The organism is Acidimicrobiia bacterium (assembly GCA_040880805.1).
Taxonomy (GTDB): Bacteria; Actinomycetota; Acidimicrobiia; order IMCC26256; family DASPTH01; genus DASPTH01.
Genome location: JBBDHW010000061.1, coordinates 37,414 through 63,871 on the forward strand (window position 1 = coordinate 37,414; position 26,458 = coordinate 63,871).

Sequence of the window (26,458 nt, forward strand, 5' to 3'; positions counted from 1 at the left end):
GCCTCGATGTTGCGAGCAGTCTGGAACGGCGCAGTCGTAGCCGAAAGCGATCACACCGTCGTCGTCGACGGGTACCACTACTTCCCTCGCGCATCGGTGCGCTCCGAATACTTGCAAGCGAGCGACCACCACTCGCGTTGCGGCTGGAAGGGAACGGCCAGCTATTACTCCCTCGCCGTCGACGGGGAGCTGAACCGCGACGCGGCGTGGTACTACCCGGACCCTGCAGCGGCCGCAGCCACGATCGATGGCTACGTGGGCTTCTGGCACGGGGTGACGATCAGCGAGATCGACGACGAGACCGCTTCGGCGTGTGACCCACCGGGAGTAGATCGCCCGATCCGAGCATGACCCGGCGCCTCCTGGTGATCGGCGGCGACGCGGCCGGGATGAGCGCGGCGTCGCAGGCACGTCGCCGTCGAGACGTGGATGCCCTCGAGATCGTGGCGTTCGAGCGCGGGAATCACGTTTCGTACTCTGCCTGCGGGATCCCGTCGTTCGTCGCGTCGGAGGTCGCGACCTCCGACGAGTTGATCGCCCGGGACATCTCGGAGTTCCGGGATGGGCTCGACATCGATGTGCGGATACGCCATGAAGTCGTCGAGATCGATGTGTCCCGGCGTGCGGTGCACGTGCGTGCGCTCGATGACGCGACCGAGCGCTGGGAGCCCTTCGACGAACTGGTCGTGGCGACCGGAGCAGTCCCGGTTCGGCCGTCTCTTCCCGAATTCGACGCGTCGGATGTCTTCGGGCTCCAGGTCCTCGACGACGGGATCGCGCTGCGGCGCGCGATCGACACCGGCAGCCCACGCCGCGCGGTGGTCGTCGGTGGCGGCTACATCGGCCTCGAGATCGCCGAGGCGCTCGTCATGCGAGGGCTTTCGGTGACGCTGGTCGACGCCGGTGCCCAGCCGATGCACACGCTCGATCCCGACATGGGTGCGCTCGTCGCCGACGCGCTCCGGGCCGCCGGCGTCACGGTCCATCTCGATGAGCGGGTCGAAGCGATCGATCACCCATCCGGGAACGGGCTCACGGTGATCACCACGGCCCGCACGGTCCCGGCGGACCTTGTCGTCTGCGGGCTCGGTACCCGGCCCAACTCGGGTCTCGCCGCTCGCGCGGGCGTGCCCGTCGGCGTGACCGGCGGAGTGGTCACCGACGCGCGGATGCACACCGCGATCGAGGGTGTGTGGGCCGCGGGTGACTGTGTGGAGACCCGCCACCGAGTTTCGGGCCGTGCGGTGGCGATCGCGCTGGGCACCCACGCGAACAAGCAGGGCCGGGTCGCAGGCATCAACATCGGTGGCGGCTCCGCGTCGTTTCCCGGTGTGATCGGCACCGCGATCACCAAGATCTGCGGTGTCGAGATCGCGAGGACCGGCCTGAACGAGGCGCAGGCCGCCGACGCAGGCTTCGAGTTCGTCAGCGTCGCGATCGACTCCACCACGAAGGCCGGGTACTTTCCGGGCGCGGCGCCAATCCGACTCAAGATGATCGCCGACGCGAAGGATGGACGCGTGCTCGGTGCGCAGATCGTGGGAGGCGACGGCGCGGCGATGCGCATCGACGCCATCGCGGTCGCGATCTGGAGCGGCATGACCGTCGACGAGCTCTCGAGTCTGGACCTCGCGTACGCGCCGCCGTTCGCGCCGGTGTGGGACCCGATTCTCATCGCGGCCCGCAAGGGCGCCGAAGCGGTCGCTGGGCGGCAGGCCGTCTCGTGAGTCGCCGCGGAGCGGAGTTCGATCTGGTCGTGATCGGTGGAGGCGCCGGGGGTCTGAGCGCGGCCCGCGCCGGTGTGCGGCACGGGGCCCGCACGGTGTTGGTACACGACGGCCCCATCGGCGGTGACTGCACATTCACCGGCTGCGTGCCCTCGAAAGCGCTGATCGAAGCCGCCGCTCGCGGCGCCACGTTCGTCGAGGCGTTCGCTGCGGTCCACCGCGCGGTCGAGACGATCGCGCGCACCGAAACCGCCGACGTCCTCGAAGCCGAGGGCATCACCGTCCTCGCCGGCCGCGGCCGATTCGTCGCACCCCGGGAGCTCGACGTCGACGGACGGCGCGTCCGCGCCCGGCGGGTTGTCGTCGCGACCGGCGCGGCGCCGGTCATACCTCCAATCGTTGGGCTCGGCGATGTCGCGTACCTCACGAACGAGAACGTGTTCAACCTCCGACGCGCTCCCACGTCGCTGACTGTTCTCGGCGGCGGCGCGATTGGTTGCGAGCTCGCGCAGGCGTTCCGGCGCCTCGGTTCGGCCGTAACGGTGATCGAAGCGCTCCCGCGGCTCGTCGCGCGCGAGGAACCGGAAGCGTCCATTGTCCTGGAGGACACGTTCGCCGCCGAAGGCATCACCGTGTGCACGGGAAGCTCCGTCACCAAGGTCGAAGCGAACCCAGATACGACGGTGCTCGTGGGCCTCGACGACGGCAATTCGGTGGTGTCGGATCTGCTGCTGATCGCGGTCGGCAGACGGCCCGTGACCGAGGGCCTGGATCTGGAGGAGGCGGGAGTCGAGACCGACGAGCGCGGCTTCGTCAAGACCGATGATCATCTCGCCACCACCGCGCGCGGGATCTGGGCGGTCGGAGACGTCGCCGGGAAGCTCCAGTTCACACACGCCGCCGACGAGATGGGCCGGATCGCGGTCGCGAACGCGTTCAGCAGGATGCGGAAGCGGCGATTCAATCCGGTGTGGATCCCGTCGGTGACGTACACGACACCCGAGATCGGCCGGGTCGGCTTGGCCGAGGCCGACGCGGTGGCACGCGGTGGACGGGTGGCGTACTTGCCGATGTCGGAGGTCGACCGTGCGATCGTCGCCGGCCAGACCCGCGGGTTCGTGAAACTGGTGGCCGGCCCGCGACGGATCCTGCGCAACGCCGGGGGTGGCCAGATCCTGGGCGCGACAGTCGTTGCCGAACGCGGCGGCGAAATCGTGCACGAGGCGGTACTCGCGATGCGTACGAAGATGTTCACCGGGCGCCTCGCCGAAGCGGTCCACGCGTATCCGACCTGGTCGGTGGCGATCCAGCAGGCGGCCGCGCAGTTCTTCATGGAGATCGGCGGACGGTCCGCGCGACCGGCGCGGCGAGAGTGACGGTGTGGCGATCCGTTACTTCGACCGACCGAAGATCGTCGTCCGAGGGTTGAACGCGGCCCACGCGAACCAGAACGTGTCCAGGTGCGTGCTCGGCGCGAGCGCACGGCCCGCGAGCGCACCCGAGGTGGCGCGCCCGAACCCATCCCATTCCGAACCGGTTTCACGGTCGACGAAGCCGCGACCGCGCCTCCACCGGAACGTGAGCTGCGTCCCGTCGACCACGGGGTCGAAGACGCCGACTGCGCCGACGTCTCGCCCGGAGCTGACCGAATCGGTGTCGAGCGCGGAGGCAGTTCCCGCGCTCCACCAGACCGTGAGCGGGCCGTGGTTGGTGGTGACGTCGACCACGTGTCGCGTGCGGAGCGTGTCGTAGGTGACCGCGGTTCCGGACGCGCCATCGTCGATGCCGACAACGCGAGTCATCGGGCGGAGGCGAGCGTCGATGTTCCCGTCGTAGAGGAACGGCCGGTTGCCGGCGTTGTCGTAGCCGACGTACGGGTTGGTGCCGTACGCCCGATCGAATCCTGTGTCGGTCGTGAGGACGAGACCGTCGGGGTTCGCACGGCGCCAGTCGCGCCACGCGACCGTTGCCACGGGGAATGTCGACAGTGTCGTACCGGTCAGGACACCCGCGACCGCTCGTCCTTCGAACTGTACCCACAGCGATTCGGTCTGCCGGTCGTACATCACCAGGTCGGAGCGATACAACAGACCGGAGGTCCCGAAGTCGACGACTCGGCCGCCGACGCGTCGATCGAACGCGATCGCGGTGTTGCACAACGGGCAGTACGTGACCGCGACCGGGACTCCGTCGAGCGTGTCGTTCACGATCTCGTGCCACACGAGGATCCGCACCGGGTAGGCACGGGACTCGCCGTCGAGTTCGACTGCGATCACGGGTTCGCGCTTGTCGAGCCAGTCGACGTCGGCGGCCCGCTCGAACCGCGGTGAGTCGATCGCGGGGATCCCATCGGGCGGGGGACCGCCGGATCGCAGCGCGCCCGGGTTGACCAACGGCTTCGGGAGACCGGGCGCCCTCGGGTCGTCGAGCGCGGACGGCACGTCCTCGCGGGGGCTCGACACGATCTGCGGCGTCTCGGCGTCGCGGGCCGACGCCGGCCCCGATACGCCGACCGCGATCGAGGATGCAAGCACGAGGGCCAGGCCGAACGACACGCCGGTCCGGTGCCGGTGGGTACCCGCACGCGGCCGCATCTAGACGTCGACGCCGTAGAACGTGTGGAGCTTCTCGCGCAGTGTGGATTCGGGGAGTGCCGCGCGTTCGACTTCGATGAGTTTGCCGTTCTTGTCGTAGAAGGCGGTGAGGGGCATGCTGTTGCCGCCTCCGAGCTCGTCGTGCAGTCCGCTCTTCTGGGCTCCGCGGATGTCGCGCGCCAACGGCCACCACAGGATGTGGTGGCGTCTCGGCATGTAGAGGGGGTCGCCGGTCTCGAGCGAGTCGACACCGATGAACTGCACCGTTCCCTTGAGTTGCTTCGACACGGTGGAGAAGCCGGGAAGCTCGGAGTCGCAGGCGCTACACCATGACGCGAAGAAGTTGACGACGACGGGAGTTCCCCGATAGTCCGCGAGCTTCACGCGGCCGTCGCCTTGGAGGTGCGGGAGATCAAACCGTTGAGGAGACGTGACGCCGGTGGTGTTGTCGGCGCTCGACACCGCCAGCACCGCGACCGCGGCGACGATCGCGACCGCAGCCGCGGCGAGGCCGAAGCGGGTTCGGCGGCGTCGCCGGGAACTCGCGCGCGCCGCGTCTGACTTGCGTTCCCGAGCCGAGATCGTGGGCCGGCCCTTGGGCGCGGTCGCGCTCGGCCGACGGGCCGGTCGAGGCTCGGCGACGTCGGGAGACTTCGGGACGCGCGGACCTGCATGTTTCCGTGCTCCGCGTGATTTCTTCGCCATCAGGGTCCTTTCATCCGAGGGTGACGAGGTTGTCGAGCCCGATCGCACGCAGCCCGCCTTGGAGTTGGCTCGTCACCCAGGTGAGCCGGTTGAACGTGAGCAGCACACCGAAGAACGCGAGCGAAGTCGCCGAGATGATCGTCAGCGCGGTGAAGTGCCGTTTGACGAACGCGAAGACCCGCGTGAGGTGCCCGAACGCGAGTCCGGCGACGAGGAAGGGGATCCCGAGCCCCAGCGAGTACACGGCGAGGAGCGACGCGCCACGCGCGGCATCGCCTCGTGTCGCGCTGATCGCAAGCACCGATCCGAGTACCGGGCCGATGCAGGGGGTCCACCCGAACGCGAACGCCGCGCCGATGATCGGCGCCGCGAACGGCCCGAGCCGCGACGCGCTCGCGTGGAAGCGTTTCTCCGCGAACAGCCACGGCGATCGCAGCACGAGGGATGCCAGCAGGAACAGCGCCATCGACAACACGACGAGTCCCGAGATGCGAGTCAGGAGCAGCTGGTTCTGCACCAGCGTGTGTCCGATCGACGTCGCGCCGAGCCCGAGGAGGATGAACACCACCGAGAAGCCCGCGACGAACAGCCCCGTGTCGCGCGCGATGCGGCCGAGGTGGCGCCGGCTCGGTTCGCGTACCTCGGCGACTTCGAGGCCGGTGATGAGTGCGAGATAGGCGGGGACGAGTGGCAGGACACACGGCGAAAGAAACGAGACGACACCGCCACCGAACGCGGCGAGGTACGAGACGGAGTCACCGCCCATCGCGCAGCAACCCTTCGGCGAAACGGTGCAGGCGGATCGTCGCCAGTGGTGGTGGTGAGCAGGCCGCCAAGCGCCCGAGGCTGCGCTTGAGCGCGACCGTCAGCGAGATTCCGTCGCGACATACCGTGCAGCGTTCGGCATGCTCGAGAATGCTCGCCGCGGTGGCGTCGCCGAGTTCACCGTCGACCAACGCGTCCAGCGCCTGACGGCTGTGGCGGTGCCTGCTCGTGCCCACGACGCGGGAACCCGCCGACCGGGGCCTCGATTCCCTGGAATGAGTTGGGGACGCGCAGGGTTACCGGGGTGTGGAGGAGCCACAGCGACCGGGGGCCGGGGCATCAGTGGATGACCTTCGCCGCGCCGCGTTCGCGCGGTACGTCGTCCCGGAACTCGAGGTGCTGGCCCGGGTGGCAGCCTCGATCGTCTCTCGCCCGGCCGACGCGGAGGATCTCGTCCAGGACACGCTCTTGCGCGCCTATCAAGGGATCGACCGCTTCGATGGTGCGCATCCTCGGGCCTGGCTGCTCACGATCATGCGCAACGCCGAGATCAACCGCACCCGTCGACGCCGACCCGAGTTGCTCCGCGACCCCGACGCCGAACTCGAGCGCCTCGCGGCCCGCCCGACAGAGCCCGGCAGCCTCACCGAAGATCTCGCGTTCCGCGCCGAGTTCGACGGCGTCGTGGCGCGTGCGCTCGGCGCGCTTCCCGACAAGTTCCGCCGAGTTGTGGAGCTCGTCGACATCGACGGGCTCAGCTACGCGGAGGCCGCCCGACTGCTCGGAGTCCCGGAAGGGACGGTGATGAGCCGTGTCCACCGGGCACGGAAACGGATTCGTGATCGCCTCGCGACCACAGGCGTCGCCCCCCGCCGGAGGATGTGATGACACCGATATCCAAACTCGTGGCAAGGGCCGAGTGTCGACATGTCGCCAAAGCGCTGCAGGCATATCTCGACGGCCAGACCGACGACGTGACCGCAGCGCGCGTCGCGCGGCACCTCGACGCATGCCATCGATGCGGCTTCGAGGAGCGGACATATCGCGAGCTCAAGTCGAGCTTGGCCCGCCGAGCTCCTCATGTCGACGAGCTCGCCGTCGCGCGCCTGCGCATGTTCGCGGCCGAGCTTGTCGGGGGCCCACCGACGAACGGTCACGACCCGTCCTGAGCGCGCGGCGCGCGCACGGTACTGGCGCCACAGTGCACGAGATCCTGCTGCCACGAACCGACACCGGCGTGTTCCTGCAGGCCGCGGTCGTGTTCCCGGCGCTCCTCGGAGCCCTGGTTCTGGTGCGTCGAGACCGCGACCTACGTATCTTCGTACTCGGCATCTTGGTGTTCACGCTCGCGCTCTTCGGGGTCCGCGCTCTGCACTGACGAGCGCGTCGCGGACGAGGTCGTCTGGCGTCGGGCGCGTGACCGGCGGCACGACGCCCGCGCAGATCTCGTCTACCCAGGTGAGGTCGCAGGTCCATCGCCCGACATCGTCGAGCGCGCGGCACGAATCGCCGGGTCTGGCCACGCTTACTTCCCGAAGGAGCAAGGCCACCGCCAGCGGGTTCCATTGCTGCCCGGAGTGCTCCTCCAGCACGCGACGGGCATCGGCGGGTGCCATGCCCTTGCGATAGTGGCGGTCGGTCGTCATCGCGTCCCACGCATCGGCGACCGAGACGATCGACGCGGCGAGAGGAATGGAGTCGCCGCTGATACCGTCGGGGTAGCCGCTCCCGTCGTGGCGCTCGTGGTGCCAGCGGACGATGTCGCTCGCGGAGCCGAGCCCTTCGGAATGCGCGAGGAGCTCGGCACCACGAGCCGAGTGTGTCTGGATCTCGCGATACTCGTCGTCGGTGAGCCGCCCGGGCTTGGTCAGTAGATCGCTCGGCACGACAAGCTTGCCGATGTCGTGGAGAAGACCGCCGAGACCGACGTCGCGCAGCTGTTCAGGCGTCAACGCGCCGCGCTCGGCAGTGCGCATCGCCAGGTCGGCCACTCGGGTCACGTGCTCGCGGGTCAACGGATCCTTCCGGTCGAGTGCCGCGACAAAGGCGTGTACCTCCGGTGAGAGCCCGAGCTCGAGCGCGAGGCGCGGATCATGGTTGACGAGGGGCGCGAGCAGGTCGGTCACCGAACGGCCGGGCCGATACGCGAGCGCCAGGCCCAGGAGCGCGACAAGAACACCGCCCGTTTCGAGGGCATGCGCGAGCCACCAGGTCACTGACGGTGCGCTCGAGTTCGCGCCGACCGCCGCCGAGACCCCGAGATCGACGATGGCAACCGCGGTGACCAGCGACGCGACTCGCCGGCCGATGCGAAACAGGCGCACGTGGCGCCAGGCGAGCACAACCACACCGAGAATGGCCGCCGCCGTGAGCGGGACCGTCACGAGGCCGGCGTGCTCCAGCGCCGGCACAACCGTCGGGAATGCGAGCATCGTGCCGGCCAGGAACACGGTCGCGATGATGGATACGGCACTCCAGGTCTTCCAGGCTCTCCGGATACCCCTGAAGTGGGCCGATGCGGTCAGGATCGGGAGCGCGACGACGAGTCCGATCGGCAACGCGAGGGCGCCTGCCGTCGCGCTGACGTTCGCGTCGTGGTAGAGGTATCCCGCCACGGTGACACCGTGAACCAGCGAGAGCACGGACAGCGCAAGCACACTGGCTCCCAGCAGCGAGATCTCGGGCAGACCTCGCCGCAGACCAAGCGCGATCACCCAGCCTGCCAACGCAACGCACATCGCGGCGCCGCCCGTCACGGCCCAGAATTGCATGGCCGCGGAGGCCCAGGCTCCGCCCGCGGTTCTCGAGGCGGACCGCGCGAGCAGGCCGATCGAGAGCCCGACGCCGACGCCGACGATCACCGCGGCACGGATCCGAACGGAGCTCCGATCGTGCGGCGCGGTATGGGACACCACGCCCGTCGTGCCCGGACTCCCCCACATCAGGTCGCCCACCTCTCCACGATCCTCCCCACGATGATCTCCTCGCCGGAATACCACTGTCCGCAGTTATCTGGCTACGAAACCCACGGAGAGCGCGAGATCTTCCCGGTTCCTGGCGACTCAGACAGTCGTCGCCTGCTCTGCGGCACGTTCTCGCGCATGCGGCGGGAGTGCGTCAACGCAAGGAGCTCTTCGGGAGCTGGGCGGGCATGCGGTCCGGACTGCACGCTGGCGTGGCGGACCCGGACGTGAGGGTCGAGCAAGAAGAACGCCGGCTCGAAGCAGTGGCGGTCATGATTCACGAAGATGTCGAGCTGCTCGCCGATCGAGAGGCCCGCGCTGTACGCAACGGGAATCGACGTCTGGCGGTCTCGGGTTGATCGTGCCTCGGCTTCCGAGTCCGTCGAGATCGCCACCCATCGCAACTCGGCGATCTCGGTTTCGGCGCTGAGCTACTGCACTCGATCGAAGGAGGCGTGGCAGATCGGCACCATGCGGCGCGGGAGAAGTAGACCACCGCCCACGACCCGGCGACGGGTCCCGGAGACTTGTCGCACTCACGTCGAGTGTTGAGAGCGCCAGATCGGGAAAGATCTCACCGTTGTGAAGTCTCGGCATGGTCGGCCACTTCCGGTCTCGGAAACCCGACCGTCCCACTCGCCACTCCGCCCCCGGCGCCTACCGTCGGTCAGTCGGGCCGCGCTCGCCCGGGATCTGATCGATCGGAGCAACTCGACACGCGGAGAGGAAACCGATGCTCGCCACGACGAACGGGACGCAGTAGTTGACGGCGACGCGTACCCAGGTGATCCATGTCGCGTCGCCGTCGACGATGGTGGAGCCCTGGTTCACGGCCGAGAGGAGCGTGCCCACGACAAGGGCGACTCGTCCCGCTGTCCTCGCCGTCACGCCGTGGGCGCAGAGCCGGGCGCATTCCCGCGGTGTCGACCAGGTCAGCGGCTGTTGCTCCATCCTCAGCCCCCTTCTCGCTCGCTCCGCTCGTCGGAGCGCGCCGATCTCAGCCGGGTGGGGACGGTACCCGAGAACTCGGGTTCCCTCGGCGTCGAATCCCAGTCGGGAACCCGTCCGCGCGGCTGCGCCTTCCCGCGCGAGTGTGGTCGTGCCGGACACCACGTTCGGACGGGAAGAGTGTTCGCCGGCAACGGGTTTCGTTGCCAGCCAGTCCTCGACGAGTGCACCCACGGCGCAGACCGCGCAGGGCGCCGTCGAGTCGCATCAGTCGGAAGGAGACGATGATGGATCCGTGGACCGCGATCGAGACGGAACGGTTGGCGTTGGCCGACGATCTGGGCTTACTGACCGACGAGGATTGGGATGCGCAGAGCTTGTGCGCGCAGTGGAAGATCCGCCACGTAGTGGCGCATCTCGTCGGCGCGACGACGATGACCACAGGGGCCGGGATGGTGGGCCTCGCGAAGAGCGGGTTCAACATGAATCGGTTCATGGCTCGGGATGCGATCACCCGCGGCGACGGCAATGCGCCTGGGGTGCTGCTGGAGCAACTCCGGGAGACCGCCGCATCGCACAAGACGCCGCCGATGACCAAACCCGACGACGTGCTCCTCGAGGTCGTGGTGCACGGCGAGGACATTCGGAGACCACTCGGTCTCCATCGCGACTTCCCGGCCGGGACGCTCGTTGGAGCCGCTGATCGGCTCAAGGGGTACGGCTTCCCGTTCGGCGTCAAGAAGAAGATCGCTGGGCTTCAGCTCCAGGCGACCGACGCCGAATGGTCGGTCGGCGATGGACAGGTCGCCACGGGTTCGCTGGAAGCGCTGGTCATGGCGATGGCCGGTCGGCGGGTCGCCCTCGCCGACCTCTCGGGACCTGGTGTGGGAACGCTGGCCGAGCGACTCCCGACCGCGTGAAGTGAACGACCCTGCCGCTGGTGTCGGGGAATGCGTCGAACGCACTCCGGGTTCCGTCATGACCGAGTCTGTGATCCTTGTAGGGAGGAACCGATGCCGGAAACGCCCGATCTCCAGTCGCGTATTGACGACACCATGAACGGCATGACCCCCGCGAACGTGCAGGAGATGATCGACCGCATGGTCGACGATCTCCGCGCCCGGCGAGTGACTCCCGGTATCGAGATCGGCGAGGCCGCACCGATGTTCAGCGCGCCGAACGCGACCGGTGAAGTTGTGACGCTCGAGGACCGCCTGGCCGGCGGGCCGGTGGTGTTGTCGTTCTACCGTGGTGCGTGGTGCCCGATCTGCAACATCGAACTCCGTGCGCTCCAAGAATCGCTCCCGGAGATCCGTGCGCTCGGCGCGTCGTTGATCGCGGTCAACCCCCAGAGTCCCGACGACTCGTTGAGTTTCGCCGAGAAACTCGAACTCGACTTCGACGTTCTCAGCGACGTCGACCAAACCATCGCCGCCGCGTACCGGGTTCGGTTCACGCTCAGCGACGAGCTCCAGAGCCTGTACGACCAGTTCGGTATGTCGCTCACCGCCATGAACGCCGACGGTTCCTGGGATCTCCCGGTTCCGGCGACGTTCGTCATCGACGCGCACGGCATCGTGCGGGCACGGCACGTCGACCCTGATTACCGGAAGCGGATGGAGCCGTCCGCGATCCTTGCCGCGCTGCGCGAGCTCGCGGCGCCCTGACCGGGTCACGGTCCCGGTCGAGTGTCGTGGCGGCCCTGCCGCAGCCACGCCCAGACCCGAGCGGTTACTGACGGTGGCGGCGGCGCCTCTGGGTCAGGCAGGAGGTGGGGTGCCTCCTCGGTCGCGACGGTGATGACCTGACGGACGCTCGGCGCGACGAGGACGGTGGTTCCGATCACCAGGGTTGGGACGGTCTCGTTGCCGCGGGCGACCGAACGGACGAACGCGGCGGCAGCCACGTCGTTCCAGATGTCGTGGAATTCGAGTGGGAAGCCGAGACGGTCGAGGCGCCGAGCGAGCGAAGCGGAGATTCCGCAGCCGGGCCGGGTGAAGAACTGGATCGCTTCAGGTTCGGACGGGGCGGCGGCTCCGGGGACGCTCATCGGGCGAGTGCCGCGAGCGCGTCTTCGACGGCGCGGTGGAAGGTGGGATACGCGTAGATCATTCGGCGGAGATCGCGTGTGGGGATCGCGGCCTCGACCGCGAGTGTCAGCATCGAGAGGACCTCACCGCCGGCAGGTCCCATAGCGGTCGCGCCGATCAGCACTCCCCGATCTTCGTCCTCGACAAGTTTCACGAAGCCCTCGTTGCCGACCTTGTGGAGCCAGCCGCGCGCGGAGCTTTGCACGTCCGCGAAACCGATGCGGACGCGACGGCCGGTCTCACGGGCGGCAGTCTCACTCAAGCCGACCGAGCCGACCTCAGGATCAGTGAACGTCACCCGGGGGATCGCCTGGCTGGCGGCCGGTGGGTTACGACCGAGGATGTCGTCGAGCGCGATGCGCGCCTGATGCACCGCCACGTGGGTGAACGGGCCGACGCCGGTGACGTCCCCGATCGCCCAGATTCCCTCGGCGGCGCGAAGTCGCGCGTCGACACTGATCCAGCGTGCGTGCTCGTCGAGGCCGGCGTTGGCGACCCCGAGTGCGACGAGGTCGGGACGGCGTCCGGTCGCGACGAGCAGCCGATCGGCGACGATCTCGGGTCCGGCGTCGACCCGTACAGCAATCTGGTCTCCTTCAATGCGCGCGCTCGCCACCCGCGAGCCGGCGTGCACAGCGATGCCTTCTCGGCGCAGCACATCGGCCAGTAGCAGTCCCACTTCTGGCTCCTCGAGCGGCAACAACCGGTCCAGGGCCTCGACGATCGCAACGCGCACTCCAAACCGCGCGAACACCTGCGCGAGTTCGGCGCCGATCGCACCACCGCCGAGGACGACGAGGGACTCGGGAAGCTCCTTGGCCGCCACCGCATCACGGTTCGTCCAGTAGTCGACTGTTTCGAGGCCCGGGATCGGCGGGATGACCGGCGACGTCCCGGTGGCGAGCACGACCCCTCGGCTGGCCTCGAACCGCTGTCCTGCGACCTCAACCGAGTTCGGGGCGACGAGGCGGCCGACGCCGCGCACGAAACGGCCGCCCTTGCGTTCGTAGCGCTCGACCGCAACTCGGTCGTCCCAGTCATCGGTCGCTTCGTCGCGGATCCGGGCGGCGACGAAATCCCAGTTCGGCGTGACGGTCACGTCGCCGGCGATACCGGGGATACGGCGCGCCTCGGCGAGAAGGTTCGCGGCGCGGATCATCATCTTGGTCGGGATGCAGCCCCAATAGGGGCACTCGCCACCGACGAGCCCTCCGTCGATGCCGATCACGTCGAGGCCCTCCTCAGCGAGACCACTCGCGACCAACTCACCCGCGATGCCCATCCCCAACACGATCACGTCGGCTCGGTCGCTCATTTGCGTGGCTCCAGATCGTCTGAGGGTCGATACGTCGGAAACCCGGCTCACCCGGCGGGGCTTCCCGCCGCCCGTCGCGGGAATCGTCCACGACGCGTCCGGGTTCCCGTCACATGACCAACACACGCGGATCTCAGAAGAACTCGGGGCTGCTGCGACGTGCCGTATGGAACGGCGCGGTGCTTGCCGAGAGCGACGACGTCGTCCGACTCGAGGGCAACGACTACTTCCCTGCCGACTCGCTTCGGGCGGAGCACTTCCAGAAGAGTCGCGCCCACTCGCTGTGCCTGTGGAAAGGAATCGCGTCGTACTACGACATCGTCGTCGACGGTGTCATCCTTCCCGAAGCCGCGTGGTACTACCCACATCCGACACCCCTCGCACGCAAGATCAAAGGGCGCGTCGCGTTCTGGGCCGGCGTCGAAGTCGAATCGATACCAGCGCGTGACCCCGAACATCACGACGCGAGCAACTCGACGCCGCGTAGCACGAAGTCGGAACCCGCCCCGATCGGATCGGATGCGACCCGCAACGTGTCGTAGCGCAGCACCGCGCCGAACGGCGCGTTCCAGTATTCGGGGTCGCCGGGCCGTGCGTCGTCCCAGGGCCCGACGTAGAGATAGGGCTGCGCGCAGAAGGAGTCGCCGGGCGACGCGCCGATGTTCACGCGTCGTTGGGGGGCCGCGGCGACGTCGCAGCCGACGTCGAAGTGCTCGGGCCAGAGTTGCACGACTGATGGTTCGGCTGCGGTTCCCAGCGCGCCGATCGCGGAGTCCAGCACCGCCCAGCCGAGGTCGAACCACCGGTGGACGAGCCGCGCCGCGTCGGCGTCGAGCGCGAGCTCTTCGGTCGGGTCTCCCAGAGGTGGCGTGTCGTGACCGGCGTCGAACGGCTCGGTGAGATCGACACCAACGAGGTCGGCCGCGTCGAGCAGCGTCGCGCTCTGGAGCTCGAGCGACGTGGTGTGGGAGCTTGGTCCGGCGATCTCGCGGATCAGCCGCGTCCCCGCGATTCGGACGACCTCGTGCTCGGGTCCGCATGCGGGCGTGCCAATGCCGCCGGGTGTCGCGCGCAGCCCGAACTTTCCGCAGAGCGCAGCGCGTCGCCGCGCGAGCACGTGGGTCGCGAGGCGTTGGATTGCCGCTCGGGTTGTCGGGTAGGTCTCAGGGAGTTCGTGGCGTTCCATCGTCGCTTCCTTCGGGAAGATCCCCGGTACGGGTGCTGCCTGCCGCGGGGTGATCGGGGCCGGGGCGGGAGGGTGCTCCGATCACCCCGCATGCCGAGGAACCCTCACTGTCTCGCCGGCCCTCCGAGAGTGTCCGATTGCGAACACTCATACCCTCGCGTCATGACCGAGGTTCACCGGTTGCGACGCGGGCCAACCCTTCGAGGTCGATGAGGTCGATCGAGCCGTACCCGAGCGACACGACGTGTTCGTGTTCCATGTGCTTGAGCGCGCGGTTGACACTCGGACGACGAACTCCGAGCAGGGATGCGAGGACCGACTGGCTCATCCGGACTGTCCCGTCCTCGGCGTGGTGGAGCAGGAGCGTCGCGACCTGCGCCTCGACGTCCCCGGCGAGGAGCTCGACGAGGCGGGTCTGGGTGCTTGCCATCCGCTGGGCCACCGAGACGAGCCATCGCCGTGCGAGGCGCGGCCGGCGTTCGAGCAGACCGAACAGGGTGACCGAGTCGATCGACAGCAAGACGGAGTCTTCGACGGCGCGGGCGTCGAACGGTTCGAGCATGCGGACCACCACCGGGATGTCGCCGAACACGTCGCCCACCCGGAGGAGCTGGAGCACGACGCGGCGTCCACCCAGCTCGCGGGACAGTTCGATCGAACCGCGGCGGATGATGTGGACCCGTGCCGGCGCGGCTCCCGCTCGTAGCACGAAAGTGCCGCCGGCATGGGTGGTCTCGTCGAGCTGTCCTTCGAGCTCGGCGATGTCGTCGACTCCGAGTGGGGCGAGCTCACCGCGGCCCAGACACTGCGCGATCCACGCCGCGTGCCCGAACGGCGGTGCCTCGCTCATGAGATCCATCAGTTGCATCTCACTTTCGTCGACGCGCTCGAGATCATGGTGACACGCCACGATCATGCGTGTGGCGGTGGAGCAACATCGGGTTTCGAGCTCGTCGACGCCGGGAGGCTCTCGACCGGCCGCTGGTTCATGCCGACGGGGAACCCGGCGTGCCCGTTCCTGCTTCCCGTCGTCTGCTGCGCGGGGAATCCGCTCCGCATGGTCAAATGCAATCACGATGGCAGAGCAGCTCGTGGTTCTCGATGGCAGCACCTTCTTCGTCTCCGACCGCGCGGGCGACATGGCAAATCGGAGCGGGGACGGGTTCTTCTTCGCCGACACCCGCCACTTGTCGGAGTGGCAGCTACTCGTGAACGGTGCGCCGCTGCACCTTCTGACGAGCCGTGTGATCGATTACTACTCGGCGCGGATCTTCGGGACGTTGGCGGACGCGCGCCTCGGCGTGAATCCGACGGTGTCCGTCCAGCGTGATCGAATCGTCGCCGACGGTGTGCACGAGGACGTGTTCGTCGAGAATCACAGCGACACCCGATGCCGCGTCACCGTCGAGCTGCGATTCGATGCGGACTTCGCGGATCTTTTCGAGGTCAAAGACCAACTCGCGAAGCGCGGTACACGAAGCACCGAGATCTCGGACCGTTCCGTGACGCTCTGGTATGACCACGGTGCCTTTCGACGAGGAACGCGACTCGTATTCAGCCTTCCCGGCTCGCTCGGCGAACACGCCGCGCGGTTCGAGCTCGAGCTCGAACCGCGGAGCCGATGGGGGCTCTGCATCGACGTCTGCTGCATCGCGGAGGACCGCGAGCATGGTCCGCGTGCGGGACACGGCGGCTTTGGTGCGCTCCAACCGCTGATGCCGCTCACACTCCAGGAATGGCTTGACGACGCCCCGCGACTCGAGAGCGACCGCCCAGGCATGGTCGCCACCTACCGGCAGAGTCTGCTCGACCTCGCGGCCTTGCGGTTCCGGCCGTTCGCAGAGATGGACTGGTCGCTGCCCGCTGCGGGTCTGCCGTGGTTCATGGCGTTGTTCGGGCGCGACAGCCTGATCACCGCGTACATGGCGTTGCCATTCCAACCCAGACTCGCGGCAGCCACACTCGATGCCCTCGCCGCCCTCCAAGCACACGAGGACGACGCGTTCCGGGACGCCGAACCCGGCAAGATCCTCCACGAGTTGCGTTGCGGGGAGCTCGCCACACTGGGTGAGGTCCCCCACAGTCCGTACTTCGGCTCGCACGATGCCACCCCCCTGTTCTTGATCCTCCTCGACGAATACGAACGCTGGACCGGCGACACCGAACGAGTTCGGCGTCTCGAGGTCGCCGCACGAGCGGCGCTGGCATGGATCGAAGGTCCCGGAGACCGTGACGGCGACGGGTACCTCGAGTACCAGACTCGATCACCGAAGGGCCTCGCCAACCAGTGCTGGAAGGACTCGTGGAACTCGGTGCTCTTCGCCGACGGCCGTCGCGCCGAGCCTCCGATCGCGACCTGCGAGATCCAGGGTTACGCGTACGACGCTCGGGTGCGCGCCGCCCGCTTGGCCCGCGAGGTGTGGGACGACGCGGGGCTCGCGGACCGGCTCGAGGCCGACGCTGCTGCACTGCGACAGCAGTTCCATCGGGACTTCTGGTGCGCCGAACGTGGGCACTACGCACTCGCGCTCGACGGCGCCAAACAACAGGTCGATGCGCTCACTTCGAACGTCGGGCATCTCCTGTGGAGCCGTATCGTGCCCGACGAGCACGCGCCGGCAGTCGCGCGTGCGCTCCGAGCCCCGGAGCTGCACAGCGGGTGGGGAATCCGAACGATGTCGACGCGGGACTCCGGGTACAACCCGCTCGAGTACCACAACGGCACTGTGTGGCCCCACGACACTGCCATCATTGCCGAGGGGCTGCGACGCTACGGGTTCCGCGACGACGCCTCGGCGCTGGCGTTCGGCCTCTTCGAGACGGCCGAGGCTTTCGCGCATCGGTTGCCCGAAGTCTTCGCCGGATTCTCACGTGAAGACACAGTCATTGCGGTGGAGTACCCGACCGCGTCGAGCCCTCAGGCCTGGTCTGCGGCTACGCCGCTGCTCGCGCTGCGGACGCTGCTCGGTCTCGACGTCATCGACGGCGAGCTCCGTCACGAGGCGCATCTCGCGCCGTCATACGGCAGCGTCGCGCTGCGTGCGATCCCGTGCCGAGCGCAACGCTGGGACGTCACCTGATCACGGTTCGGCTCGCCGACGTCCCGACGGTGACCGCAGATCAGATGCGTGACGTCGATCGCCGCATGATCGAGGACTTCCATATCGAACTCGTGCAGATGATGGAAAACGCGGGCCGCAACCTCGCGGATCTCGCCGTGGCGCTCTTTGATCCTCTCGACGCGGTCGTGCTCGCCGGACCCGGCGGAAACGGTGGCGGTGGCATCGTCGCGGCGCGTCATCTCGCGAACCGAGGGGTACGGATCGCGATCACGCGGTCACACGCCGACGATGACCTCTCCCCGGTCACGGCTCACCAGGTCGAGATCGCCCAACGGATGGTCATTGCGGTCGACGACGAACCGAGGGAGGCGTCGCTCGTCATCGACGCGCTCGTCGGGTACGGCCTCCGCGGCGATCCCGCCGGCCGAACCGCCGCTCTCATCCGATGGGCGAACGAGCGGTCCTCGCCGGTGCTGTCGCTCGACATCCCCAGTGGGCTCGACGCGACCACCGGACGGATCGGTGATCCGTGCGTTCGCGCGACCGCGACACTCACGCTCGCGCTCCCGAAACAGGGGCTCGTCGACACGGTCCAAACGGGAACCCTCTACGTCGCCGACATCTCCGTGCCGCGAGATCTCTACGGAGAGATGCGCATCGACGTCCCCGCACTGTTCACTGAGGGCGCCGTCGTTCGCCTCGAACCATGAACGGGGAGGGCAGGACCGTTTCGGGTCCGACCCTCCACCGTGATCACCGGTTCGCGTCAGGAGACCGCGACCGGGGCGAGCGGCTGCTCGGTCACCCGACCGTCTGCGGCGAGCTCATCGACGCGCTGCGCCTGGAAACGCAGCACCGACCGGATGGTCGTCAGGACGAGGATCACGCCGACGAGCAGGACCGCGATCCCGAAGAGACGTAACCCCGGCAACCAGGCCGAGAACGCCCGCGTGACGCCGATGTCGGCGAGGTCGCCGCTCCGTGCGTTCGCGCCGTTCGCGATCGCGGCAGGGTCGACACCTCCGATCGAGGTCGCCGCGAAGATCCCGAGACCGAACGCGGCCATCTCGATCATCAGGCCCATGATCATCACCCACGGCGTGAACCGGCCACTCCAGGGCTTCGCCAGCTGGTAGGCGTCTGCACCGACCGCCTGTTGCACACCCCGGCCCGCATCACGCAACGTTCGCACGATGTTGACGAGGCTCATGACCACGCCCGCGAGGATCAAACCCATCCCCAAGAACGCGATCGCGCCGGAGAGTTGGACGAGTGCTTCGCCGCGACCGAGATCCGCGGCGGCGCTCCCACCGAAGAAGTCGCCGAAGTTGACGCCGGCGACGGCACCCACCGCGAGCGCGCCCGCGACGGTCATGACCCCCATGACCAGCATCGGGATGGCGAGACGTCGAGACATGCTCTGCGCCCAGTCGTCACCGGTGTACCGAACGGCACGTTCGATGTTCGTGTTGGTACTCATCTCAGATCGTTCCTTCCGTGTCGGAGTGGATGTTGATGTTCAACGTTGTGCGATGAGGCGCGGGAGCGACTCGACGAGTGCGTCACGCCGTTCACCGATCCCGCCGCGAACGCGGGCCAGGGCGGCGGGGATCGCGACTGCGAACAGCGTCGCGACGCCGAGCAACCCCAACGGCGTCGCCCATGCGGTGATCGCCCGGAACACTCCGGTGTCGCGCGCCACGTCACCAGCGGCCGGCAAGGTGTCGGCCACATCGATCCCGGCCACGACCAGCGCGACGAACGCCCCGATCACGATGAGGACGCCGACGGTCGTCAACGCCGCCACGGTTCGCCCGCCCGGTGTGACCCCGAGCCGATGATCAGATCTGGTCATTTCGATGCTCCTTCTCCCGAGGGCTGTCCGCCGCTCGGCGGATCAGAAACGAACACGGGAGCGTGACTCGGCTCACCGAATGTCACCGATTCACGCTCGGTCGTGTCCGCTCCATGCCGAACCACGGAACCGCGCGGCACGAAAAGGCCGTCCCGAAGTGTTCGACTGCGCACCATTCGCATCGCTGCCGTGCGTCTCGGGCCACACGATCGGACCAGCGTTGTGCGGCTCCGAGACGAGACGCTGCGCACGTCGGAAGGCAACGTGCCCGGCCAGGGTTCTCTCACCAGACAGCCGTCACGGCGTCCGGAAGGATCTGAACGTGGGACAGTGGCGAGTGTGAACGATCCCGACGCCAACGTGGCAGGTTCCCGGACCCGCGTCGCCGATTACGCCCTGCTGTCGGACTGTCAAGGCGCTGCGCTGGTAAGTCGCGAAGGATCGATCGACTGGGCGTGTCTTCCTCGTTTCGACTCCCCCGCGGTGTTCGCGGGCCTTCTCGGTACCGGCGCCGGACACTGGCGGGTCGGGCCGCGCGACCCCGTCGCTGTCGAACGGGCATACCTCCCCGACACGATGGTGCTGCGGACAACGGTTCGCAGCGCGGGCGGCGTCGTCACCGTCACCGACGCGATGGCGCTCGGCCCGCACGAGCACGGCCACGCGATCGGGACCGCGTCGCCGCACGTGCTGGCACGCCGAATCGACGGCATCGAAGGGACCGTCCCCGTCGAGTTCGAGCTTTCCGCACGACCGGAGTACGGGCTCACCGCGCCGCTCCTCGTGCCTGACGGCAGCGGATTCCGTACCCGCGGCGGCCCCAGCTCATATGTCCTCTCGACCGGGGTACCAGTGCAACTCGACGGCAGTGACTGCACCGCCACCGTCGATGTCGCAGCAGGCGACACGCTGTACTTCGCGTTCGCGCTCGGATCACCATGGGACGACGACACCACCCGACAGCTCACCCAATCCGAGATCGCCGAGCTGCTCGACCGGACGATCGCGGCGTGGCAGTCATGGTCGGGCCTCCACCAGACCTACGACGGTCCCTACGCGCAGCTCGTCCGCCACAGCGGCCGCGTGCTCCAGGCGCTGAGCTACGCGCCGACCGGTGCGGTCATCGCCGCACCCACGACGTCGCTCCCCGAAACGCCGGGCGGGCCGCGCAACTGGGACTACCGGTTTTGTTGGGTACGCGACGCCAGCCTCACCCTCGAGGCCTTATGGGTCGCGGCATGCCCCGACGAAGCCGAAAAGTTCTTCCGGTTCCTCGCCACCGCGGCCGGTGGACACCTCCGATCCAGTGGCGCGCTCCAAATTCTGTACGGCGTGGGCGGTGAGCGCCTCGTCGCCGAGCACGAACTCGAGCACCTCGACGGCTTCCTCGACAGTCGCCCGGTGCGCATCGGGAACGGCGCGTGGAACCAAGCCCAACTCGACGTGTACGGCGAGCTGCTCAGCGCGGCGTGTCTCCTCGCGACCACAGTCGGTTCCTTCGACGACATCAGTCGCGGGGGCGTTCGTTGCGCCCAGGTGGATGTCCCAAGGGCGACGTACTGCCCGAATCCTCGCAACGCCGATGGAACACCAGCGTTCGGAGTCGTCGGTTCCGAAGAGCCGCTTCCGAAGGAACGGCTACACGCGTGGTACAAGGATCACAGCGACTATGTGCACCGCTTCAATCGCAGTCTCGACGAACTGATCGCCGCCGGCTGGCTCCTACCCCTGCGCTGCATGATTCGGGCGTTTGACTTCAGGAGATCCTCCAGGCTGTCCGCGAAGGCGGTGGGACGGCTGCGTTCGTCGCCACGACACCGGAGCGCCGTGGTCGAAGGGGCCGACCAGCCAGTGGTCGTCCGACATACCTGTCTCACGGCGCCGGTACACTGCGCGTCGTGGACCGAAAGGCCGTGACCGCTGAGGAGTTCGAAGCACTTCCGCCTGCGGAGCAAGACCGAGTCTTCGCCGCGAGCATCGTCACCGACCTCGCCGACGTACCACCCGAGTTCCTCGCGAAGGTCCGCGCCCGGGTCGAGGCGCGCCTCTCCGCGAGTGACGCCACTCGGAAGTCGTGACCGCGCAACGCAGAAGCGTTCGTGCAACAGCAACGTTCTTCGAGGATCTCGATGCTCAGCTCGGTCCTGAGCGCGGTCCCAGCGGTGAGCCGTCTGCCCACGACTTCCTGGTGTTCGAGCTCCTGCGAATCGTCGAGGTCTTTGCCGCCCGATTCGATGAGCTTCCCGAGCTGATCCCGGGTCGACCGCAATACCGCTTGCTGATCGGTGCCGGGCTGTTGGTCCGCCGGTTCGCCGTCGTCGGTCAACTCGCAGCGGACGGCGCGGTCGAGCTTGTCGAGCTGGAGCTGGACCTCGACGCGGCGCCGTAGGTCAAACCGACACGTCACGACAAATGTCGGCGAAGCGCTGCGGGTCTTCCCACCGCGGCGTGTGGGGACGCCCGGGTACACCAACAACGTGGCGTCGGTGATACGCCCTTTGAGTAGGTCTTGCATGTCGCCATGCGCCGAGCGGCGGGCAGATGCTGCTCGGCCTACCCGCAACGCCGGTCGTAACCCGGTCGTGAGCTGGTATCAGCAACTGTTGTAGCCTGCAACTCCGTGGGCCGTACTGATGTGCGAGCGGGTTCTGGGAAGCGGACGGATCGCAGCGAGATCGGCGAAGTCGTCGATGGGGTGTTGCGTGCGTCGCGGGTCTTGGTCGCGGTCGCCGCACGTTCGCTTGTCGACGTCGACCGTGATGTGACGCTGCCGCAGTTTCGGGCTCTGATCGTTCTCGCGAGTCGCGGCGGGCTCAATCCGGGTGCGTTCGCCGACGCTCTCGGCGTGCATGTTTCGACCGCGACGCGGATGTGTGATCGTCTCGTGGCCAAAGGTCTGATCAGCCGCGAGGTTCCGCGGACGAATCGCCGCGAGATCGTGCTCGCGTTGACGCCGCGGGGGCGTCGCATCGTGGACTCGGTGACTCGGCGGCGGCGAACGGAAATTGCGCGGATCGTCAAGAGTGTTCCCAAATCGCAGCGGGCGTCGATGGTGCGTGCGCTGCGCGCCTTTGGTGACGCTGCCGGTGAGCCTCCAGTCGAGGGTTGGTCGCTGGGATGGGTCGAGGAATGATCCCGCGATCGCTCGCCGCGCCGACGCGTCCATGACATCTGGGCGCGACCAAGCGTGAGCGCGCTGCGGCGATGGTGGCAGCGCGGGCGCGCTCACGCACAACAGCGGTTCGGCGTCGCGCGGCCCGATCTGCGCGAGGTTGGTCTTCGTTTGCGCGTCGTGCTCGGCCTGGCGGCACTGGTCGGCGTGTCGACCGGCTGCATCGTCGCCGCGTTCGACAAAGTCGTGCGAGATGGCATGTTCGCGTGGGTGTTGCGACAGCCGGTGGCGCTGGCGGCCGCGATCCCTGCGTTGGGGCTCACCGTCGCGGTATTGGTAGCGCGAGCGCCGGGACATGGAGATACGGCAACGACCGACGCGTACGTCCGCACGTATCACGAACGCGGTGGAACCCTCCGCGTGCAGGATCTCTGGGCGAAGCTCCTGGAGTGCGCCGCGACCCTGGGCTCGGGCGGGGCGCTCGGCTACGAAGGACCTGCGCTCCTCAGCGGCGCGACCCTCGGCTCATGGGCGGAGAGCCGATTCATGCAGCGTTTCCGCCAAGACGACGCCAAGGTGCTCATGGTGGCCGGCGCAGCCGCCGGGATCGCGGCGGTGTTCCGCGCGCCGCTCACGGGCATCGTCTTCGCCCTCGAGGTTCCATATACCCAGGACCTCGCTCGCCGGGCACTGCTCCCGGCGCTCGTCGGCGCGAGCACGTCGTATCTCACGTTCGTCGCACTCCTCGGTACTGGCCGGATCTTCGAGATCTCCGGAGGCGCCGCGTTCGATCTGCGCGACCTCCTCGGCGGCTTCGCCGTCGGCGTCTTGTGCGGCGCGTTGGCGCGCGTCGGGGCATGGGCGATCGCGCGCGCCAAGCACCTCGCGATCCCGGTCGCGATCCGTGTGGCGGGAGCGGGCCTGGCACTCTTCGCGCTGGCGCTCGTGTCCCACCAATGGTTCGACGCTCCGCTCAGCTTGGGATCTGGTTACGAGGCGATCGCCTGGGCGCAACGCCACGAGACCGCGCTCGGTCTGCTCGTTGCACTCTTCCTGGTGCGATTCGCCGCCACCTGGTTCACGGTCGCCGGCGGTGGTGTCGGCGGACTGTTCATCCCCCTCGTGACCCAAGGCGCGATCGCGGGACACGTCGTGCAAGCCGTCGTGCACGCACCCAACCCGGGGCTCTTCCCGACTGTCGGCATCGCCGCGTTCCTCGGCGCCGGCTACCGGACCCCGCTCGCCGGGGTCTCCTTCGTCGCCGAGGCAACCGGCCAACCCGGCTTCGTCGTTCCCGCCCTCCTCGCCGCCGCGGCATCCCAGCTCGTGATGGGCCGCTGGTCGTTCAGCCCGCACCAGCGCGACGAACGGCGCCCCAATCTCATCCCCCTTGACCAGATTGCAGTCGAGACGCTCATGTCACCCAATCCCGACACGGTCACCGCCGATCGCCCCCTCGACGAGTGCCTCATCGAGATGTCACGCGAGAACCGTCGCTGGGTTCCCGTCGTCGACGACGGCCGCTACTTCGGCCTGCTCGCCCTCACCGACATCGCGAAGGTCCCGCCCGCGGAATGGTCGCATCGCACTGCACGCGACGTCGCCCGCACCGACGTCCCCACGGCAAGCGCTTCCGACTCGGTCGCGCACATCGCGCACATGATTCGCGAACATGGTGCCGGAGCCGTCGCGATCAGCGACGACGGCCGCGTCACCGGCGTTGTGACCATCCGCGACATCGCCAACATCGAACGACTCCTCGACCGGCTCGACGCCGAGGCCGACCCCTAGCGACAAGGAGCTCACATGATCGAACAGATTGCAACGCTTCCCGACAACGTCGTGGGCTTCGTAGCCAAGGGCGAAGTCACCTCCGACGACTACAAACAGCGTCTCGTGCGAGCACGCACTCGCGGTACACGACAAGATCCGTCTCCTCTACGTTCTCGGCAGTGACTTCACCGGGTATTCCGGCGGTGCGATGTGGGAGGACGGCAAGGTGGGCATGGAGCACCTCACGCGATGGGAGCGAATCGCCGTCGTTTCGAACCAGTCAGGCATCCGACACGCCGTGAACATCCTCGGATACCTCATCCCGGGCCAAGTCAAGGCCTTCGATCTCGCCGACGAGGCCGACGCGACTGCGTGGATCACCGGCTGAGCTCACGCCAGGAGACGCTCGCGGTCGTCGAGAAGAGGGCACAGAACTGGACGTGCGCGTCGGTGAAGAGCCGGACGATCGCTGCGGGCGCGGACCATTCCTAGGCGGAGCCGAAGCTTTCGCGGAGGTGGCAGGCGTAGAAGTCCGGCCAGGCTTCATCGGTGTCAGCGGCGTGTGGTCGCGGTCGAGTTGCACCAGTGCATGCACCAGATGGCTCCGAACCGGTCGCGTACCCAGCAGTTGGGGCAGCTCGGAGAGAGTGAGCAACCAGTCCGCGTACCACGAAGCCCAGTCTTCATCGGTACCGTCGGTGATGCGGTACACGCGGTGATGCGCCTCGGCTGCTTCTTCCAACAACGCCGCTACGGGTTCGTTCGTGCTTTTGGTCATCGCTGCTCCACCTCGCTTGTTCCGAGGGCGGTCCGCTCGAGGCGGGCTGTTGTGTCGTCGTCCGATCACTCGTGGTCGAGTTGGGCGATGAGATTCTTCGGCGCCACCTGGCGGAAGGCATCCTCGATGATGGCGGCGATCTCGTCCCAATCAACCTTGTTTGCGCCTGACGTGTCGAGGAACACGCCGAGCCACCCCGAGAACGTCCCACTCGCCGACGGGGTCGGCTCGAAGAATCGGTCCGGTTCGGCGCCCACGAGTTCCTCGGCGACGCCAGGCGGGGCGGGACACCACAACGAGATCCGGCCATCGCCGCGATGGTCGTCGTGGTAGTAGCAGAGCGGCCGGCTGTCTTGGATGAAGAAGCAGCGTGCCCCGTGGCTGAGCCGCTCGTTCACTCCGGGGAATGCGAGCGCAATCTCGCGCACGCGCTCGTATTCACGCTCTCCCATCCGGAGACTCTCGCGCAGACTGAACATTGCCGAGAGGGAAGGTCCTCGCTTCCGTTGGGACTTTGGTGTGACCGAGCGCCGGACGGCGGCAAGCTCGAGGGCTTCCTCGAGGAGGGGCTGCCAGCTTCGGTGGCGTCGGTGGGGGACGGTCACCCACTCGCGGAAGCGACGCCCGCTGGGCGCGAACGGTTCCGCCTTGCCGGCATCGATGAGAGCAGAAGCTCGTTCCTCGTTGAGCTTGACGACGAGCTCGCCCGTGCGGTGATCGCAGCTGGCAAAGAAGTCACCGTCGAGGCGCAGGCAGGGAAAGCCCATCATCGTGGAGCGGGTGACGCCGGCCCGCTGGAGCAGCGGTGTCGCGAGCGCCCAGAAGCGCTCTTGTTCGGGACTGTTGGCATGTGCGGTCATGTCAGACCGAGCTCGTGGGCGGTCGGGACGCGCTGGTCCGCGAGTTGATCGACGCCGGGGTCTCGGCCTTCGGCGACGGCGGCCAACCGCGCCAGGTAGTTGCTCCAGCCGCCGGAGTGCGCGTCGGCCATCGGTCCGGCGAGCCCGCGATGTATGAGGCGAAGCTCGGTGCCCGCGTCGCGCGGTCGCAGGTCGATCTCGACCGTGGTCGATCCGGGTGCGATCCCGACATCGGCGCGATCCCAGCCGAAGGTGAACACGACGCGCCGGTCGGGCACGAGCTCGACGAACGCGCCGACGACACTGTCGCCGCTGCTGTGCGTCCAGGAAAGCGCGCCTCCAGCTTTCGGATCGGCCTGCGCCACGGGCGCCATCCATTCGGTCAGCAGCTCGGCGTCGGTCAACAACGCGTACACGCGCGCCGGCGGCGCGTCGATGAACAGCCGCTGCTCGACCAGCTTCACGCCGACGTTCGCTTCCGACCGCGCGTCGGCACCTGCGCTTCGGCACGCGTCTTGAGCGAGTCGAGTCGGTCGCCCCACAGCTCGTCCAACGCGGCGCGAACCTCGGCCAACCGCTGCAGATCGACGTGGTAGAGGCGCCGCTTCGCGTCCACGCGGACGTGCATGAGGCCCGTCGTGCGCAGGAGTTTCAAGTGCGGGCTCGCGGCCGACGGTGACAACCCGGCGACCTCGGCGAGCTCGGACGCGCTGCGCTCCTCGTCG

32 protein-coding genes are annotated in these 26,458 nt (G+C 68.0%); 17 read left to right on the forward strand and 15 right to left on the reverse strand.

Going from position 1 to position 26,458, the window contains the following annotated elements; genetic code table 11:
- Window positions 1-6 precede the first annotated feature (6 nt).
- The 3 genes from WD271_16415 to WD271_16425 are packed head-to-tail and all read left to right on the forward strand — an operon-like array spanning window position 7 to window position 3,103.
- Window positions 7-351, forward strand: coding sequence for a DUF427 domain-containing protein (locus tag WD271_16415; protein ID MEX1009404.1), 345 nt, complete (start codon window positions 7-9; stop codon window positions 349-351).
- Entirely contained in the window at window positions 348-1,727 is a 1,380-nt protein-coding gene (locus WD271_16420; GenBank protein ID MEX1009405.1) for an FAD-dependent oxidoreductase, read from the forward strand. Before WD271_16415 ends, WD271_16420 begins: the two co-directional genes overlap by 4 nt.
- Window positions 1,724-3,103, forward strand: a complete 1,380-nt coding sequence (locus tag WD271_16425) for an FAD-dependent oxidoreductase (protein ID MEX1009406.1) — start codon at window positions 1,724-1,726, stop codon at window positions 3,101-3,103. The genes WD271_16420 and WD271_16425 overlap by 4 nt, the downstream gene beginning before the upstream one ends.
- A 15-nt stretch (window positions 3,104-3,118) precedes the next feature.
- Here the strand turns inward: WD271_16425 and WD271_16430 are convergent, their stop codons facing one another.
- Genes WD271_16430 through WD271_16445 form a run of 4 tightly spaced genes read right to left on the reverse strand, consistent with a single transcriptional unit; the run spans window position 3,119 to window position 6,027 of the window.
- The gene (locus WD271_16430; GenBank protein MEX1009407.1) at window positions 3,119-4,321 is read right to left on the reverse strand and encodes a DUF3179 domain-containing protein; all 1,203 of its coding nucleotides are present in this window, start codon (window positions 4,319-4,321) and stop codon (window positions 3,119-3,121) included.
- A complete protein-coding gene (locus tag WD271_16435; protein MEX1009408.1) occupies window positions 4,322-5,026 on the reverse strand; it encodes a TlpA disulfide reductase family protein in 705 nt (234 codons plus the stop codon).
- 10 nt (window positions 5,027-5,036) lie between these two features.
- Window positions 5,037-5,792 (reverse strand): cytochrome c biogenesis protein CcdA, encoded by a 756-nt coding sequence (locus WD271_16440; protein ID MEX1009409.1) that lies wholly within the window; start codon window positions 5,790-5,792, stop codon window positions 5,037-5,039.
- Window positions 5,782-6,027 (reverse strand): zf-HC2 domain-containing protein, encoded by a 246-nt coding sequence (locus tag WD271_16445; GenBank protein ID MEX1009410.1) that lies wholly within the window; start codon window positions 6,025-6,027, stop codon window positions 5,782-5,784. The genes WD271_16440 and WD271_16445 overlap by 11 nt, the downstream gene beginning before the upstream one ends.
- Window positions 6,028-6,133: 106 nt before the next feature.
- On the opposite strand from WD271_16445, the gene WD271_16450 reads away from it, so the two are divergent.
- Genes WD271_16450 through WD271_16460 form a run of 3 tightly spaced genes read left to right on the forward strand, consistent with a single transcriptional unit; the run spans window position 6,134 to window position 7,169 of the window.
- Window positions 6,134-6,676, forward strand: a complete 543-nt coding sequence (locus WD271_16450; protein MEX1009411.1) for a sigma-70 family RNA polymerase sigma factor — start codon at window positions 6,134-6,136, stop codon at window positions 6,674-6,676.
- On the forward strand, window positions 6,676-6,960 hold the full coding sequence (locus WD271_16455) for a zf-HC2 domain-containing protein (protein ID MEX1009412.1): 285 nt from the start codon (window positions 6,676-6,678) through the stop codon (window positions 6,958-6,960). Before WD271_16450 ends, WD271_16455 begins: the two co-directional genes overlap by 1 nt.
- A gap of 32 nt (window positions 6,961-6,992) precedes the next feature.
- On the forward strand, window positions 6,993-7,169 hold the full coding sequence (locus WD271_16460; protein ID MEX1009413.1) for a hypothetical protein: 177 nt from the start codon (window positions 6,993-6,995) through the stop codon (window positions 7,167-7,169).
- Here the strand turns inward: WD271_16460 and WD271_16465 are convergent.
- Together WD271_16465 and nrtS are read right to left on the reverse strand one after the other, a co-directional pair.
- Window positions 7,132-8,745, reverse strand: a complete 1,614-nt coding sequence (locus WD271_16465; protein ID MEX1009414.1) for an HD domain-containing phosphohydrolase — start codon at window positions 8,743-8,745, stop codon at window positions 7,132-7,134. The two genes, WD271_16460 and WD271_16465, sit on opposite strands and share 38 nt — an antisense overlap.
- 666 nt (window positions 8,746-9,411) lie before the next feature.
- Entirely contained in the window at window positions 9,412-9,705 is a 294-nt protein-coding gene (gene nrtS / locus WD271_16470; protein MEX1009415.1) for a nitrate/nitrite transporter NrtS, read from the reverse strand.
- A gap of 284 nt (window positions 9,706-9,989) precedes the next feature.
- On the opposite strand from nrtS, the gene WD271_16475 reads away from it, so the two are divergent.
- A complete protein-coding gene (locus tag WD271_16475; protein ID MEX1009416.1) occupies window positions 9,990-10,622 on the forward strand; it encodes a maleylpyruvate isomerase family mycothiol-dependent enzyme in 633 nt (210 codons plus the stop codon).
- A gap of 93 nt (window positions 10,623-10,715) precedes the next feature.
- Entirely contained in the window at window positions 10,716-11,369 is a 654-nt protein-coding gene (locus WD271_16480) for a peroxiredoxin-like family protein (GenBank protein MEX1009417.1), read from the forward strand.
- Between the two features lie 5 nt (window positions 11,370-11,374).
- Here WD271_16480 and WD271_16485 read toward each other — a convergent pair whose 3' ends face one another.
- Both WD271_16485 and WD271_16490 read right to left on the reverse strand, forming a co-directional pair.
- Window positions 11,375-11,752, reverse strand: coding sequence for a glutaredoxin domain-containing protein (locus WD271_16485; protein ID MEX1009418.1), 378 nt, complete (start codon window positions 11,750-11,752; stop codon window positions 11,375-11,377).
- Window positions 11,749-13,107, reverse strand: a complete 1,359-nt coding sequence (locus tag WD271_16490) for an NAD(P)/FAD-dependent oxidoreductase (protein MEX1009419.1) — start codon at window positions 13,105-13,107, stop codon at window positions 11,749-11,751. Before WD271_16490 ends, WD271_16485 begins: the two co-directional genes overlap by 4 nt.
- 113 nt (window positions 13,108-13,220) lie before the next feature.
- Between WD271_16490 and WD271_16495 the strand changes: the two genes are divergently transcribed.
- A complete protein-coding gene (locus tag WD271_16495) occupies window positions 13,221-13,649 on the forward strand; it encodes a DUF427 domain-containing protein (GenBank protein ID MEX1009420.1) in 429 nt (142 codons plus the stop codon).
- Here the strand turns inward: WD271_16495 and WD271_16500 are convergent.
- Window positions 13,565-14,293, reverse strand: a complete 729-nt coding sequence (locus tag WD271_16500; GenBank protein ID MEX1009421.1) for a hypothetical protein — start codon at window positions 14,291-14,293, stop codon at window positions 13,565-13,567. The genes WD271_16495 and WD271_16500 overlap by 85 nt on opposite strands.
- Before the next feature lie 160 nt (window positions 14,294-14,453).
- A complete protein-coding gene (locus WD271_16505) occupies window positions 14,454-15,209 on the reverse strand; it encodes a Crp/Fnr family transcriptional regulator (GenBank protein ID MEX1009422.1) in 756 nt (251 codons plus the stop codon).
- A 160-nt stretch (window positions 15,210-15,369) separates the two neighbouring features.
- Between WD271_16505 and WD271_16510 the strand changes: the two genes are divergently transcribed.
- Complete coding sequence (locus tag WD271_16510) at window positions 15,370-17,373, forward strand: glycogen debranching N-terminal domain-containing protein (protein MEX1009423.1); 2,004 nt, start codon at window positions 15,370-15,372, stop codon at window positions 17,371-17,373.
- Window positions 17,374-17,402: 29 nt separating this feature from the next.
- Window positions 17,403-18,065 (forward strand): NAD(P)H-hydrate epimerase, encoded by a 663-nt coding sequence (locus tag WD271_16515; protein ID MEX1009424.1) that lies wholly within the window; start codon window positions 17,403-17,405, stop codon window positions 18,063-18,065.
- A 56-nt stretch (window positions 18,066-18,121) separates the two neighbouring features.
- Here WD271_16515 and WD271_16520 read toward each other — a convergent pair whose 3' ends face one another.
- Window positions 18,122-18,835 (reverse strand): hypothetical protein, encoded by a 714-nt coding sequence (locus WD271_16520; GenBank protein ID MEX1009425.1) that lies wholly within the window; start codon window positions 18,833-18,835, stop codon window positions 18,122-18,124.
- Window positions 18,836-18,874: 39 nt separating this feature from the next.
- Window positions 18,875-19,210 (reverse strand): hypothetical protein, encoded by a 336-nt coding sequence (locus tag WD271_16525; protein MEX1009426.1) that lies wholly within the window; start codon window positions 19,208-19,210, stop codon window positions 18,875-18,877.
- A gap of 339 nt (window positions 19,211-19,549) precedes the next feature.
- Here WD271_16525 and WD271_16530 point away from each other — a divergent pair, with 339 nt between their 5' ends.
- From WD271_16530 to WD271_16555, 6 genes are all read left to right on the forward strand, one after another.
- Window positions 19,550-21,127, forward strand: coding sequence for a glycoside hydrolase family 15 protein (locus WD271_16530; GenBank protein MEX1009427.1), 1,578 nt, complete (start codon window positions 19,550-19,552; stop codon window positions 21,125-21,127).
- A complete protein-coding gene (locus WD271_16535) occupies window positions 21,109-21,288 on the forward strand; it encodes a hypothetical protein (GenBank protein MEX1009428.1) in 180 nt (59 codons plus the stop codon). Before WD271_16530 ends, WD271_16535 begins: the two co-directional genes overlap by 19 nt.
- Window positions 21,285-21,599, forward strand: a complete 315-nt coding sequence (locus WD271_16540; protein MEX1009429.1) for a hypothetical protein — start codon at window positions 21,285-21,287, stop codon at window positions 21,597-21,599. Before WD271_16535 ends, WD271_16540 begins: the two co-directional genes overlap by 4 nt.
- A 327-nt stretch (window positions 21,600-21,926) precedes the next feature.
- Window positions 21,927-22,343: a MarR family transcriptional regulator gene (locus WD271_16545; GenBank protein MEX1009430.1), complete on the forward strand. Its 417-nt coding sequence runs from the start codon at window positions 21,927-21,929 to the stop codon at window positions 22,341-22,343.
- Between the two features lie 54 nt (window positions 22,344-22,397).
- Window positions 22,398-24,113 carry a chloride channel protein gene (locus tag WD271_16550; protein ID MEX1009431.1) on the forward strand — a complete coding sequence of 572 codons (1,716 nt, stop codon included), beginning with the start codon at window positions 22,398-22,400 and terminating at the stop codon, window positions 24,111-24,113.
- A 136-nt stretch (window positions 24,114-24,249) separates the two neighbouring features.
- Window positions 24,250-24,483 (forward strand): STAS/SEC14 domain-containing protein, encoded by a 234-nt coding sequence (locus WD271_16555; GenBank protein ID MEX1009432.1) that lies wholly within the window; start codon window positions 24,250-24,252, stop codon window positions 24,481-24,483.
- Window positions 24,484-24,938: 455 nt separating this feature from the next.
- On the opposite strand, the gene WD271_16560 is transcribed toward WD271_16555, so the two are convergent.
- From WD271_16560 to WD271_16570, 3 genes are all read right to left on the reverse strand, one after another.
- The gene (locus WD271_16560) at window positions 24,939-25,733 is read right to left on the reverse strand and encodes an MmcQ/YjbR family DNA-binding protein (GenBank protein MEX1009433.1); all 795 of its coding nucleotides are present in this window, start codon (window positions 25,731-25,733) and stop codon (window positions 24,939-24,941) included.
- Window positions 25,730-26,197: an SRPBCC family protein gene (locus WD271_16565; protein ID MEX1009434.1), complete on the reverse strand. Its 468-nt coding sequence runs from the start codon at window positions 26,195-26,197 to the stop codon at window positions 25,730-25,732. Before WD271_16565 ends, WD271_16560 begins: the two co-directional genes overlap by 4 nt.
- Window positions 26,194-26,458, reverse strand: a 265-nt coding sequence (locus WD271_16570) for a helix-turn-helix domain-containing protein (GenBank protein ID MEX1009435.1), incomplete at its 5' end; no start/stop codon positions are given. The genes WD271_16565 and WD271_16570, both read right to left, overlap by 4 nt.

Coding starts and splice junctions, on each gene's coding strand:
- WD271_16475 (MEX1009416.1), top strand. CDS start 9,990: ATGGATCCGTGGACCGCGATCGAGACGGAACGGTTGGCGTTGGCCGAC.
- WD271_16510 (MEX1009423.1), top strand. CDS start 15,370: ATGGCAGAGCAGCTCGTGGTTCTCGATGGCAGCACCTTCTTCGTCTCC.
- WD271_16430 (MEX1009407.1), bottom strand. CDS start 4,321: ATGCGGCCGCGTGCGGGTACCCACCGGCACCGGACCGGCGTGTCGTTC.
- WD271_16435 (MEX1009408.1), bottom strand. CDS start 5,026: ATGGCGAAGAAATCACGCGGAGCACGGAAACATGCAGGTCCGCGCGTC.
- WD271_16495 (MEX1009420.1), top strand. CDS start 13,221: ATGACCAACACACGCGGATCTCAGAAGAACTCGGGGCTGCTGCGACGT.
- WD271_16415 (MEX1009404.1), top strand. CDS start 7: ATGTTGCGAGCAGTCTGGAACGGCGCAGTCGTAGCCGAAAGCGATCAC.
- WD271_16480 (MEX1009417.1), top strand. CDS start 10,716: ATGCCGGAAACGCCCGATCTCCAGTCGCGTATTGACGACACCATGAAC.
- WD271_16520 (MEX1009425.1), bottom strand. CDS start 18,835: ATGAGTACCAACACGAACATCGAACGTGCCGTTCGGTACACCGGTGAC.
- WD271_16505 (MEX1009422.1), bottom strand. CDS start 15,209: ATGATCGTGGCGTGTCACCATGATCTCGAGCGCGTCGACGAAAGTGAG.
- WD271_16525 (MEX1009426.1), bottom strand. CDS start 19,210: ATGACCAGATCTGATCATCGGCTCGGGGTCACACCGGGCGGGCGAACC.
- WD271_16560 (MEX1009433.1), bottom strand. CDS start 25,733: ATGACCGCACATGCCAACAGTCCCGAACAAGAGCGCTTCTGGGCGCTC.
- WD271_16455 (MEX1009412.1), top strand. CDS start 6,676: ATGACACCGATATCCAAACTCGTGGCAAGGGCCGAGTGTCGACATGTC.
- WD271_16485 (MEX1009418.1), bottom strand. CDS start 11,752: ATGAGCGTCCCCGGAGCCGCCGCCCCGTCCGAACCTGAAGCGATCCAG.
- WD271_16440 (MEX1009409.1), bottom strand. CDS start 5,792: ATGGGCGGTGACTCCGTCTCGTACCTCGCCGCGTTCGGTGGCGGTGTC.
- WD271_16500 (MEX1009421.1), bottom strand. CDS start 14,293: ATGGAACGCCACGAACTCCCTGAGACCTACCCGACAACCCGAGCGGCA.
- nrtS (MEX1009415.1), bottom strand. CDS start 9,705: ATGGAGCAACAGCCGCTGACCTGGTCGACACCGCGGGAATGCGCCCGG.
- WD271_16420 (MEX1009405.1), top strand. CDS start 348: ATGACCCGGCGCCTCCTGGTGATCGGCGGCGACGCGGCCGGGATGAGC.
- WD271_16490 (MEX1009419.1), bottom strand. CDS start 13,107: ATGAGCGACCGAGCCGACGTGATCGTGTTGGGGATGGGCATCGCGGGT.